This is a genomic window from Thiomicrorhabdus sediminis (assembly GCF_005885815.1).
GTDB classification, from domain to species: Bacteria; Pseudomonadota; Gammaproteobacteria; order Thiomicrospirales; family Thiomicrospiraceae; genus Thiomicrorhabdus; species Thiomicrorhabdus sediminis.
Genome location: NZ_CP040602.1, coordinates 1214681 through 1227067 on the forward strand (window position 1 = coordinate 1214681; position 12387 = coordinate 1227067).

Genomic DNA, 12387 nt, shown 5'->3' on the forward strand with positions numbered 1-12387 from the left:
CATCAACACACTTGAAAATGGAGCGGGAAACGAGGATCGAACTCGCGACCCCAACCTTGGCAAGGTTGTGCTCTACCGCTGAGCTATTCCCGCATAGTGGCGTCCCGTAGGGGAGTCGAACCCCTGTTACAGCCGTGAAAGGGCCGTGTCCTAGGCCTCTAGACGAACGGGACACTATATTGATAGTTAAAAACCATCATTGTTATCAAGCTCAATTATTCGGCCTAGTGAATAATTCTTTAAGCATAAAGCTTAATTGGTGGAGCTAAGCGGGATCGAACCGCTGACCTCAACACTGCCAGTGTTGCGCTCTCCCAGCTGAGCTATAGCCCCTCGAGCTGATGGGTGCGTATTATATAGAGTTGGCTGGGTAGGTCAAGCCTAAAATGCAAAAAAATTAAGTTTTTTTACGCTTTTTGTTTTTTTCTCTAGCCCTTGGCTGGTGCGCCTTACAGCTACATCTTCGGTCAAGTCTTGGCAAGCGTTTATAAAGCAATTGTTTTTATTAAGAATTTCACTCCAGCACTTGATATGAATGCCTATGAATGCCGGATTTAAATCGGCATTCGTTCCCCCCCCTATTTATCAGAATTTTGTTTATACAGACGATTAGCGGGAGTTGGAGAGCAATAAAAAACCCGTATTGAATTTAGGTTTTAAACAGTACCTGAACTCAAATACGGGCTGATTGGTGCTAAATAGCGCTGCCTGAGAGCTTATATTGCTCAACAGGGCTTATCTCAGTTTATTGCTGATTGGCTTTGCGCTCGGCAATAAATTGTAATGCCATACCGATACGAGTCAAACAACGCTTTTTACCAATCAATTCAGCGGTCTGGTCGATTGCCGGAGATTGTCCACCTCCGGTAATGGCGACCCTAAGCGGCATGCCGACTTTACCCATACCGACTTCGAGTTCTTCAGCGGTTACATTGATTGCCTGATGTATTACCTCTGCCTGCCAGTCACTAATACCTTCAAGTTTAGTTAATAGCAACTGTAGCGGCTCTTCCGCCACCGGACGTAAATGCTTCTTGGCGGCATCCGCATCGAATTCACTGAAGTCATTGTAGAAATAAGTTGCCCCTTGCGCCATCTCGACCAAAGTCTTGGCTCTGTCACGCAATAGATCAGCCACCCGATTCAATTGCGGTCCCTGACTTAAATCACAACCTAACTGAGTGACAAACGGTGCTAGATGCGTTGCCAAGTGATCGGCATTGGCCATCTTGAGGTGTTGTTCGTTAATCCACGTCAGCTTGACGGTATCAAAAGTTGATGGCGACCCGTTTACCGCATCCAGATTGAACAACTGAACCATCTCATCCATAGTAAAGACTTCTTGATCACCATGAGACCAGCCTAGACGCACCAGATAGTTCAACAACGCTTCCGGTAAAAAGCCCTGCTCCTTATACTGTAAAACGCTGACCGCGCCGTGACGCTTGGAAAGTCGGCTGCCGTCCTCACCCAATACCATTGGAATGTGAGCAAACTTAGGCACAGGTGCTCCCATCGCTTCATATAGATTGATTTGTCTGGGTGTGTTATTAAGATGGTCATCACCACGAATAATATGAGTCATGCCCATATCCCAGTCATCAATCACAACGGTCAGGTTATAGGTTGGTGTGCCGTCCGATCGGGCAATAATCAAATCATCCAGCTCACGATTGTTAACGATAACTTTACCTTTTACCAAGTCATCAATAACCACATCACCTTCTATCGGGTTTTTAAAACGAATAACCGGATCAATGCCTGCCGGTGGTTCGCCATCGAAGTCACGGTAGCGACCGTCATAACGAGGCTTAAGCCCTGCCGCTTTCTGCTGTTCACGCATTTCATCCAGTTCTTCTGGTGTGGCATAGCAGTAATAAGCCAAACCGCGTTCCATCAGGTCATTGATGACTTCTTTATAACGCTCAAAACGATGCGTCTGATAGATCGGACCATGGTCGTAATCCAAACCTAACCAGCTCATCCCTTCCAAAATAGCATTTACAGACTCTTCAGTTGAGCGCTCAAGATCGGTGTCTTCGATACGCAGTGTAAATTCACCGCCATTTTTCTTGGCAAACAACCATGAATATAAAGCGGTTCTAACACCGCCGATATGTAAATAACCGGTAGGGCTCGGGGCAAATCGTGTACGAATCACAACAGGACTCCAAAAATTAGGTTTAGAAAAAACGCCTATTATAAACGCTTAGAGAACGCTTACGGCTAAAATTACATACCCTAAGCCATGCTTTTCATTATCTGTTGGCTGATTGGTCGGATGCATAGAAATCAGCCCAGCTGCTTTTAATTAACCAGACGGTTAATAAGCTGATCAGAACCAACAGGCTAATCAAAATCAAGCCACTAAGAACAGTCAGCCACAGGCTTTCATATATCTGTGCCATATATTGCAACAACAAGCCAAAAGCGGCTAGAGGATAGACATAAGCCCAACTGGCCATGGAGATGCCGCAAACAATAAACTGCCTTAATTGGATTAACCACAACACTAAAAACAGTGAGGCAAAACTCAACCCTATCCAGCTAATGACATTCAGGCTTGTTTCATCAAGTTGCGTGCTAGCCTGCGGCTCATGATTGATAAATAAAGAGGCAATTGCCGCCAATGAAATCGGTGCAAGAAAAATAAACAAGCTAGGCCTTATATTGGCGTCGAAGCGAGGATAAAACAACAGGCGATAAAACAGTAAGGTGGCGATAATTAACCAGCCGAAGCAGCCTATCGCATAAAACAGATAGGCAAGCTCTTGTAGCCATAGTAGTTGTGCAGGAGTCTTGATGCTTAGCAGGATGCTGGCGGTAAAATTTCCCGAAAGCATAATAAACCAACTCGGCTGCAGGGCTTTGATATCAAGTTGATCATTAAACAGCCAGCCACTTAACAGATAAATATTTAATATAAATTGCAAAACAACGAGCATCAACAACAGGTTTAAGGCCAGCTCGGATTGACTGGAAAGAACCTGCGCTTCGATAAGGCTGAGCCAAAACAATAGCAATGTCAGCATAATCGCTGCAATAAACGATCGCTTGGCAGAGTCTTTCCACTCGATCAGTTGGTTTTCATAATGGCGCAGCCAGCCGAATAGATAAATTGCCGACACCAGAGCCAAGCTTACCCAACCATACCAACGAAGCCCCAATGCTAAATCGTGCTCAACAGCGAGTAATTGCTGGAAATGATAGGCATTGACAGAGGTGCCGAGAACGCCAAGAGGAATACCAAACAGGAAAATACTGGAAGACAAGTTACGCACAAAGCCCCTTGTGATTCACCAAATGCCATATAAGATAATTCATTTTAAACCACTATCGCTTTAACAAAGCCTATAAATAAAAGATTGCACGGTTATAGAAGGTTTTATTGACGCTTTCAAATGATACAATGATTGGTATTGACTGTGCATTATTCATAGGTGGCTTTATGCAATCAGATCAGCCTAGATTGGCTTTTTTTCCTATTAATTTATTTGGCGCCATTATGGGGTATTGTGGCTTGACCCTGGTGGCCAAGGAAATCAGTGATATCTTTGGTTTCGCCAGCCAAATATTTTATGCACTGGCTTTTATAACAACTTTGTTTTTCACTCTGATTTCAGTGATTTACATGGCTAAACTAATCAAACACATGAAAGCGGTTCATAATGAATTCAGCCACCCTGTTGCACTCCACTTTTTTCCTACTTTCAGTATCAGTCTATTGCTACTGAGTTTGATCTATAAAGATATTGATTTCGATTTAGCCCAAGTTTTATGGACACTGGGTGCAGTGATGCAGTTTGGCTTTTTACTGATGATTCTTAACAACTGGATTCATCAGGAAAAGTGGCAAATCACCCATATGAACCCGGCTTGGTTTATCCCGGTTGTCGGCAATATCGTCGTACCGATTGGTGCGGTTAACTTTGCCCCGCTTGAAGTCGCCTGGTTCTTTTTTAGCATCGGTTTGATTTTTTGGCTGATTCTTAACAGCATTGTTATGTATCGCCTGTTTTTCCACCCGCCAATGCTTAAGGTATTGGAGCCGACGCTGTTTATTTTAATAGCACCACCTGCGGTCGGCTTCATCTCTTACATGAATCTGCAAGCCATGGCTGGCGTCGATGATTTCGCGCGAATCCTCTTTTATATTGCGCTATTCATGACAGTGTTGTTATTGAGCCAGCTGCCGCGCTTTATCGCCGTACCGTTTTCGCTTTCATGGTGGGCTTACACCTTCCCTATTGCCGCAATGACATTGGCCAGTTTTATTATGTATGAACAGCTCGATATGTCGTTTTTTGCCTATATCGGCTTTGCCCTGCTGGCTATGCTTATTGCCTTGGTGGCACATTTGACGGCAAAAACCTTATGGGCGGTGAAAAAACAACAACTTTGCGTGCCGCCGCAACCCGCACAGAAATAATAATTATTTACCGATGCCGAAAAGGACAAGACTCGTTAATATGATTTCTTATAGCATTACTCCACTGGATCCAAAAGCGCATTTATTTGCCGTCAGTTTAAATATTCAAAGCCCACAACAGCCGTTTCAATATTTACGCCTGCCCAACTGGATTCCCGGGAGCTACCTGATTCGCGATTTCGCCAAGCACTTATCCAAACTCGAAGCGCAGGATAGCCAAGGCAATCGGCTTGAGGTTGAGGTGCTCGATAAATCCAACTGGCGTATTGCCAATCATGGCAAAGCCTTGCAAATCAGCTATCAGGTTTATGCTTGGGACCTATCCGTGCGCGGCGCGCATTTTGATGAAAGTCATGGTTTTTTTAACGGTACCTCTATGTTCATTGAAGTGGTCGGGCAGCAAGATCAAGTTTGTCGGGTGGAAATCGCCCAAACTGAATTCTGCCGACAACAACGATGGAAAGTCGCCACAGGAATGCCGGCGCAAAAAACTGATAAAAACGGCTTTGGCCTTTATCAGGCGGAAAACTATGCGGCATTGATCGATTACCCGGTTGAGATGGGAACCTTTAAGGAAATTAGTTTTGAAGCTTGCGGCATCCCTCATAGGATGGTGATTACCGGTGTATTCGATTGTGATTATGAGCGTTTAACCGCTGATCTTATCAAAATCTGCGAGACTGAAATCAAACTGTTTAAAGACCCCCCGCCAATGCAGGATTATCTTTTTCAGGTAATGGTGACCGGCAGTGATTATGGCGGTCTTGAACACAGAAACTCGACCGCGCTGATTTGCAGTCGTAATGATCTTCCCTACCACGGCATGGAAAAAGCCACGGATGGCTATCTACAGTTTTTAGAGCTCTGTAGCCATGAGTATTTCCATAGCTGGAATGTTAAGCGCATTCAACCTAAGGCTTATCAGCTTGCCGATTTGCAAACCCCGGTCTATACCACCCAGCTATGGTGGTTCGAGGGGGTGACCTCCTATTACGACAGTTTGATTCTGTTGCGTGCCGGAGTCATCGATCAACCGACCTATTTATCCATCCTTGCCAAACAGATGACCCGCGTTTATCGCATGCCGGGGCGTTTCAAGCAATCGGTGGCCGATTCTTCATGGCTAACCTGGACCAAGTTCTACCAGCAGGATGAAAATGCGCCGAACGCGATTATCAGCTATTACACCAAGGGAAGTTTGATTGCCCTGGCTCTTGATCTAATGATTAGAGAACAAAACAATAATCAGAAGTCGCTCGATGATGTATTGCTTTTTCTTTGGCACAATTTCGGCAAAAAACAGATAGGACTCGAAGACGGTCAAATTGAAGAGATTTGTTCTGAGGTAGCCGGCATGGATTTAAGCGAGTTTTTTGCCAGCAGCTTGTTTGCTACCGATGATATCGATTTTGCCAACCTGTTTGCCAAGTTCGGCATTGATTTCAAGTTGCGTCCTGCCGGCAGCCTTGCCGACCAAGGCGGTAGTGATTCTGACGCCAAAGACAATTATCTGGCCAATGCTTTGGGGGCGAATGTCGTCGATAGTGGTAATAATTCGATTAAGCTGACTCATGTCTGGCACAATCAAGCGGCTTATCATGCCGGTTTATCGGCCGCGGATGAAATCATTGCAATCAACGGCTTACGCATGCAAAACAAGGCTCAGCTTGAACAGTTGATGACTCGCAATAAGCCTGGTGCAAACCTGAGCTGTCATTATTTCAGACGTGATGAGTTAAGAGCTACCGAACTAAGCTTGACCGAGGCGCCCGCTGACAGAGTGGTGCTAAGCATCAATGAGACAAAAACCGAACTGAACTGGTTGCCTGTTTAGATTAACCCAGTCCATGCCGCGATTCAGTGACAGGATCAACGTGCAAGCCGCTTTACTTTGTTTAAAGGGGCTCTTACACTGGTTAGAGGCTTGATGACAAGCTTTTGAGAGAAAAGATGAGCAAAACCATAACCCCCGATGTGATATTAGAGAAGTTTCATCAACTGGAGATCAATCAAAGTTTTCAGGATGAAACCATTGCCGCACTTGAAACCACGGTTGGCAAACAACACCAACAAATACAGTTATTGGAAAATAAAATCCAATTGCTGACGGAATACATCAAGAGCCTGAAGATACAGGACGGCATAAAAAAACCGGAAGAAGAAGTTCCGCCACCGCATTATTAAATGGCGATAATTTGATAGATTGAATAGAATTAAAAATTAATTGAACACAGGATAATTCAATGAAAAAACTCCTAGCGCTCGCGTTAGCCGTGTTTGTCTGGCAGCATTTTTACTATGTTTCTTCGGCACCAAAGCTGGGGCCTGGCGTTGTCGCAGGCGGTGCGCCTTATGTCTCTCAAGCAGATACAAAAACCTTCAGGGACGGTGACTTTACCATTTACCCTAGCAACAACTTCAGTGCTGAAGTACGTGTGCTACATGCTACCCATTACTATTTTGACCGCGCCTCAAGACTATCACCGTTTGCGATGATTGTCGGCTGGCAGGAGATGTCCGATGAGAGTTATATCGAAGCTTATGACTTTTCCCATTTCGAGCGTAGTTATAGCTGGGATTCGGAAACCATGCCCTTGGAGAGCGAGGATGTCGAGCATAAGATCGCCAATCTGAATATTATTCCAGCCAATAATGGCGTTAAGGCGATGTTAAACAATATCAAGATCGGCAACGTTGTTGAGATTGAAGGGTTTATCGTCAATGTGAAAAGCTCAACCGGGTGGCGCTGGAGTAGCGCCCACAACGACAAGCTGTCAGCAGAACCCGGTAACCAGATTATCTATGCAACCAAAATTTCGATTGTAAAAGCCATTAGCCGTTTGTAATCAATCTTAACGGCGTCTTTTCGGCTTATCCCAATCGTTCAAATCGTGAACGGTGCGCTTGCCTCTTTGCTTTAAGGAAGGTTTGCGCGCCACCGGCTTGCTGGCCGTTTGCATACGTTTCTTTTTCTTTTCGCTAACCACTTGATGTTTATTCAAGTCCGGACGGGCTTCCGGTGGCAGGTGGACCGATTTCAATAATTGATTGACCTGCTTCCAGGATAACTCCTGAGTTTTTCCTTTACGTAGGTTGCGTGGCAAACTGAACTCACCATAACGGACGCGGTGCAAGCGACTTACCTGAACACCGACTGCCGCCCATATACGGCGTACTTCACGGTTACGCCCTTCTTTAATGGTGACACGATACCATTGGTTCATCGAGTCGGCTTCATGGGTCGGCATTTTGGTGACCTTGCCGAATTTTGCCGGTCCGTCTTCCAATACCACACCGGTTGTCACCAACTGTTTGATAATGGCATCACTGATCTCCCCGAAAACACGCACCGTATATTCACGTTCGATCTCATATGACGGATGCATCATACGGTTGGCCAGCTCGCCGTTATTGGTCAACACCAGCAGACCACTGGTATTCAAATCCAAACGACCAACACTGATCCAACGACCGTTAACAATGCGTGGAAGCTGCGCGAAAATGGTATCGCGCCCTTTTTCATCATTGCGTGTACATAAACGGCCTTCGGGTTTGTTATAAAGAATGACTTGGGTTGGTTGCTTTTGCAGACGTGTTTCACGAACCGCCTGGTCCCGCACCTTAATTTTATCTGCCGCAGTAGCTCGATCACCAAGCTTAGCGGTGCGCCCATTGATCTTCACCAAGCCCTGCTCGATCAAAGCTTCTACCGAACGTCTTGAGCCGAAGCCGGCTCTGGCTAGTATTTTCTGTAGTTTTTCACCTGTTGGTGCGTTCATAAATATTCTCGTATTCTCAAGCGTATGCAAACTAATGGCGCTATTTTACCGCGATTAGCATAATTGGGGTGCGCCAGTATTCTCAACTAGTCAAGTCATAGACCTACCAAAGCAAACAATAGCGCTTTGAGGTAATTAAAAGGCCCCAGCAATAAAGGGGTTAGGATGCCGAAAAACAGCAAGCCTAATAAAATAAAAAAACCGTAAGGTTCTAGGCGGTTGTATTGCCAAGCCAGCGGCTTGGGTAAAAACGCCGATAACACTCGACTGCCATCTAAAGGCGGAATCGGAATCAGGTTTAATACCATTAGAATCAGGTTGATGCTGACACCTGCGATACCGCTATAGATAACGAACTGAGCCATATCCGGTGAAGTTTCGTACATTACCGTGCCAAGCTTGGTCAGTAAAGCCCAGCCGATGGCCATCAATAAATTGGCCGCAGGCCCGGCTAATGCCACCCAAGCCATATTCGCCGCAGGGTTTCTGAAGTTACGCGTATCGACAGGCACCGCCTTGGCCCAACCGAAAACAAAACCGCCTAAAACCACCAAAACCAAAGGCACTATGACCGTACCGATCGGATCGATATGCTTTAATGGATTCAAGGTTAAACGGCCTAACATCAATGCAGTTTTATCACCGAACTTTAATGCCGCCCAGCCGTGAGCCACTTCATGCAAGGTTATGGCAAAGATGACCGGCAATGCCCAAACAGCGACTAACTGAATGGTGCTAAGCTCATTCACTGCAGGAACTCCCCTTGTCCTTGACGGATCAAAACCGGTTCTTCATCGGTAAAATCAATAATTGTGGTTGGTTCAAAGCCACTAAAACCACCATCTAAAACCGCATCCAATAAATGCCCGTATGATTCCTGAATACTCCAGCCATCGGTCATCGGTTGCGTCAAGCCATCCTGATTCGGTTCAATCATGGTGGCGGTCAACAAAGGTTTATCAAAATACCCCAACAAGGCATTGGTGACCGTATTCGGGGTAACGCGTAAACCAATGGTTTTTCGTTTGGGTGACTGTAAACGATTCGGCACTTCCCGGCTTGCCGGCAATAAGAAGGTATAAGGCCCCGGCAGATGGGTTTTTAGATAACGAAATTGAGGATTACCAACCTTAGCATATTCGGATAAATTACTCAGATCTCGACACATTAGTGCCAACGGGTGTTTTGGATCTAATTGACGGATACGACGGATGCGTTCGGCACCTTCCTTGTTATCCAGCAGACAGCCCAGCGCATAACCGGATTCGGTCGGATAAGCGATCACGCCCCCCTTATTTAGAATGTCGACCACCTGAAGCAATAAGCGCTCCTGCGGATTGTCCGGGTGAACACTTATATAGATGCTGTCTCTTGAACCGCCTTTAGCCACAATCGTCGTCCTGAATACTTCGTTATTTAAATAATACGCCGTATTATACGCAAAAGACAAAGCGCTTTAATGCCAATTGTTTATGCTGAACATAGGTTTCAGCACTTATTTACTCAGTAATTTGAAGCGATTGGCCACACCCCATTCGAAAATGGATTAGGCGCTTTGTTTGAAATGCGCCCATACCGGCGTCACGGTTTGCGGTAAAGGGGCTAGCCAACCGAGACCGCGCCAGGTATGTTCAGGACGATGAAAATCAGAACCCACCGAGGCCCAGAGCTCAAAACGTTTGGCCCTATCTGCCATCCCATTGATTTCCGCGCTATGACGAGGTTGATTGACCACTTCGATGGCCTGTCCACCAGCGGCCTTAAAATCGGTAATCATGCGGTTGAGTTTACTGCTGGTGAATTTATAGATACCAGGATGGGCAATAACCGCAATGCCACCGGCTTGGACAATCCATTCAACAATCTGCTGCAATGACGGCCAGCTGGCCGCGACATAACCTGGACGCCCTTTTTTCAGATAGCGGTCAAACGCTTGCTGTGTGTTTTTCACCAGATCATGCTCAACAAGAATCTGCGCGATATGATTACGCCCGACAACCCCTTCACCAACCTTGTCATTGAGTTTTTCTTCAAGGTTATCGATATTAACTCGAGCCTTGTTTTGTAAGCGCTCACAAATCAAGGCGGCGCGTTCCAGGCGCAAATTGCGGATATGTTGCAAGCCTTGTTGCAAAGCGCTATTGGTCACATCAAAATCCAAGCCGACAATATGAATGGTATGCCCTTGCCAGTCGCAAGACGCTTCCACACCGCTAATCAGTTCCACCTGATTGTTTTTTGCATAATCAAGCGCCTGCATATAACCGGCGGTGGTGTCGTGATCGGTAATCGCTAAATGGGTGACCTCATGTTTAACGGCTAGATCAATCAACTGATTCGGTGACAAGCTGCCATCGGATGCGGTGCTATGACAGTGCAAATCGATTTTCATAACTTTTGTCATAACAGATAACCTTTAAAACAAATGGCAGACAAGTTGGATTAAATTTCAATTAGGGGCTAATGGTGATTTTGATGTTTAGCAACACTGAAAGAGAAAAATCTTAAATGCGGCTAATTTCCTTTAAATTCAATACAAACCCATATAGAATCCCCTCTAAATTAACATAAAAGCAGCCCTAATTATGAAATTCTTGTTCGATTTGTTTCCCATTATTCTTTTCTTTATCGCCTATAAGATGTATGACATCTATACCGCCACAGCGGTGATTATCGTCGCCTCTGTCGTTCAGGTAGGTTATGTTTACTGGAAACATAAACGCGTGGAAAAAATGCATTTGATTACCTTGGCTTTAATTCTTGTTTTGGGTGGCTTAACCCTGATTCTGCAAGACCCTGCCTTTGTTATGTGGAAGCCTACAATCGTTAACTGGGGCTTTGCCCTGGTGTTTCTTGGTAGTCACTTTATTGGCGAAAAGCCGATTGTACAGCGCATGATGGGACAAGCAATCAGTCTGCCCGATCTGATCTGGGTTCGCTTAAGCTGGCTTTGGATTTTCTTTTTCATTATTTCCGGCATTACCAACCTTTATGTTGCCTATAACTATGATGAAGACACCTGGGTAAACTTTAAACTGTTCGGGCTAATGGGAATGACGCTGGTATTCATTGTCATTCAAGGTCTGTATATCAGCCGTTATATTCAGGAATCGGATTCCGAGGCGGAAGCGGAAGCACGTCTTGATGGGCACACAGAAGATGAACTGACTGAAAAACTGAATGATAAGAAAAAGTTTTAATCAGATTTGATAAACACTTGTTATTTAAAATAAAAATCAAGGAATACACCATGCTTTATTCGATTTTCGCTTATGATGTTGCAGACAGCCTACCGCTCCGTAAACAAGCCCGACCAGGCCATATTGCGCGCTTACAAGAGATGGCTGAAAGCGGCCGACTGCTTCTGGCAGGACCTAATCCGGCAATCGACAGTGAAGACCCGGGCGAAGCCGGTTTTAGCGGCAGCTTGATTGTCGCCGAATTCGATTCGCTTGAGCAGGCTCAACAGTGGGCTAATGATGATCCTTACCTAGCGGCCGGTGTTTACGAAAAGGTTGTCGTCAAACCATTTAAAAAGGTTCTGCCTGCCTAAAAAAATACTACGGCAGAATGGCTTGAAAAGGCTTGTTTAATAAAGCTTGACTGTATATATTTATAGTTTAAGAACGCACTCGATCAATAAAGCACAAGATCGGTTTAAAATCGTTATTTGCTTTTACAAGCCATTATGCGGAGTTTAATTTATGTCCAATGTCGCCTATCTGATTCCTAAGCGTAACCAGAAACTGCAACTGCAAACCGCCATTGATCCTTTGGAGATGATGGATGTCGATTTCATCAGTATTCCGCTTTTGGGTTGGACATCGGCCGGTGAACCGATTCAGATGGAAATGGATTATGACACGGTCTCAGTCCCTTCCAGCATGGTGAAGCGTGAAACCTTTGCTCTTAGAGTCAAAGGAAGTTCGATGATCGATGAAAACATCGAAGATGGCGATATTGTCATTATTGAGCGCCGCAGCTCGGCTGAAAACGGTGAATCCGTTGTGGTGCGTATCAACAATGAAGAAGTGACGATGAAAAAACTCTATATCGAAAAAAGTGGCGTGCGCCTACAGCCAGCCAATAAAGATATGGAGCCGATTATCCTTAAAAACGAAGATATTGAGATTCTCGGTATCGTTACCGGTATTCTGCGCCAACCTTAATCCATCAGGC

The 12387-nt window shown here is 45.3% G+C and carries 13 protein-coding genes and 3 tRNA genes; 7 read left to right on the forward strand and 9 right to left on the reverse strand.

Going from position 1 to position 12387, the window contains the following annotated elements; translation table 11 throughout:
- Positions 1-18: 18 nt before the first annotated feature.
- The 5 genes from FE785_RS05560 to FE785_RS05580 all read right to left on the reverse strand — a co-directional run bounded on the left by FE785_RS05560 (position 19) and on the right by FE785_RS05580 (position 3281).
- Positions 19-93 (reverse strand) — tRNA-Gly (locus FE785_RS05560).
- A gap of 4 nt (positions 94-97) precedes the next feature.
- Positions 98-173 (reverse strand) — tRNA-Glu (locus FE785_RS05565).
- Positions 174-257: 84 nt separating this feature from the next.
- A tRNA-Ala gene (locus FE785_RS05570) sits at positions 258-333 on the reverse strand.
- 412 nt (positions 334-745) lie between these two features.
- Positions 746-2161 carry a glutamate--tRNA ligase gene (gltX, locus tag FE785_RS05575; protein WP_138564809.1) on the reverse strand — a complete coding sequence of 472 codons (1416 nt, stop codon included), beginning with the start codon at positions 2159-2161 and terminating at the stop codon, positions 746-748.
- A gap of 97 nt (positions 2162-2258) precedes the next feature.
- Complete coding sequence (locus FE785_RS05580) at positions 2259-3281, reverse strand: SLAC1 family transporter (RefSeq protein ID WP_168188917.1); 1023 nt, start codon at positions 3279-3281, stop codon at positions 2259-2261.
- A gap of 167 nt (positions 3282-3448) precedes the next feature.
- Here FE785_RS05580 and FE785_RS05585 point away from each other — a divergent pair, with 167 nt between their 5' ends.
- The 4 genes from FE785_RS05585 (at position 3449) to FE785_RS05600 (ending at position 7275) form a co-directional block, all read left to right on the forward strand.
- Positions 3449-4429 (forward strand): SLAC1 anion channel family protein, encoded by a 981-nt coding sequence (locus tag FE785_RS05585; protein ID WP_168188918.1) that lies wholly within the window; start codon positions 3449-3451, stop codon positions 4427-4429.
- A 40-nt stretch (positions 4430-4469) separates the two neighbouring features.
- Complete coding sequence (locus FE785_RS05590; protein ID WP_238696215.1) at positions 4470-6263, forward strand: M61 family metallopeptidase; 1794 nt, start codon at positions 4470-4472, stop codon at positions 6261-6263.
- 116 nt (positions 6264-6379) lie between these two features.
- Entirely contained in the window at positions 6380-6613 is a 234-nt protein-coding gene (locus FE785_RS05595) for a SlyX family protein (protein WP_138564813.1), read from the forward strand.
- 59 nt (positions 6614-6672) lie between these two features.
- The gene (locus FE785_RS05600) at positions 6673-7275 is read left to right on the forward strand and encodes a hypothetical protein (protein WP_138564814.1); all 603 of its coding nucleotides are present in this window, start codon (positions 6673-6675) and stop codon (positions 7273-7275) included.
- A gap of 6 nt (positions 7276-7281) precedes the next feature.
- Here FE785_RS05600 and rluB read toward each other — a convergent pair whose 3' ends face one another.
- The 4 genes from rluB to FE785_RS05620 all read right to left on the reverse strand — a co-directional run bounded on the left by rluB (position 7282) and on the right by FE785_RS05620 (position 10612).
- Positions 7282-8208, reverse strand: a complete 927-nt coding sequence (gene rluB, locus FE785_RS05605) for a 23S rRNA pseudouridine(2605) synthase RluB (RefSeq protein WP_138564815.1) — start codon at positions 8206-8208, stop codon at positions 7282-7284.
- 95 nt (positions 8209-8303) lie between these two features.
- Positions 8304-8957, reverse strand: coding sequence for a site-2 protease family protein (locus tag FE785_RS05610; RefSeq protein ID WP_138564816.1), 654 nt, complete (start codon positions 8955-8957; stop codon positions 8304-8306).
- The gene (locus FE785_RS05615; protein ID WP_138564817.1) at positions 8954-9598 is read right to left on the reverse strand and encodes an L-threonylcarbamoyladenylate synthase; all 645 of its coding nucleotides are present in this window, start codon (positions 9596-9598) and stop codon (positions 8954-8956) included. Before FE785_RS05615 ends, FE785_RS05610 begins: the two co-directional genes overlap by 4 nt.
- A gap of 156 nt (positions 9599-9754) precedes the next feature.
- Entirely contained in the window at positions 9755-10612 is an 858-nt protein-coding gene (locus FE785_RS05620) for a PHP domain-containing protein (RefSeq protein ID WP_238696216.1), read from the reverse strand.
- Positions 10613-10793: 181 nt separating this feature from the next.
- Here FE785_RS05620 and FE785_RS05625 point away from each other — a divergent pair, with 181 nt between their 5' ends.
- The 3 genes from FE785_RS05625 (at position 10794) to lexA (ending at position 12377) form a co-directional block, all read left to right on the forward strand.
- Positions 10794-11408: a septation protein A gene (locus FE785_RS05625; protein WP_138564818.1), complete on the forward strand. Its 615-nt coding sequence runs from the start codon at positions 10794-10796 to the stop codon at positions 11406-11408.
- Positions 11409-11458: 50 nt separating this feature from the next.
- Complete coding sequence (locus FE785_RS05630; RefSeq protein WP_138564819.1) at positions 11459-11761, forward strand: YciI family protein; 303 nt, start codon at positions 11459-11461, stop codon at positions 11759-11761.
- 151 nt (positions 11762-11912) lie between these two features.
- A complete protein-coding gene (gene lexA, locus FE785_RS05635; protein WP_138564820.1) occupies positions 11913-12377 on the forward strand; it encodes a transcriptional repressor LexA in 465 nt (154 codons plus the stop codon).
- Positions 12378-12387: the final 10 nt, after the last annotated feature.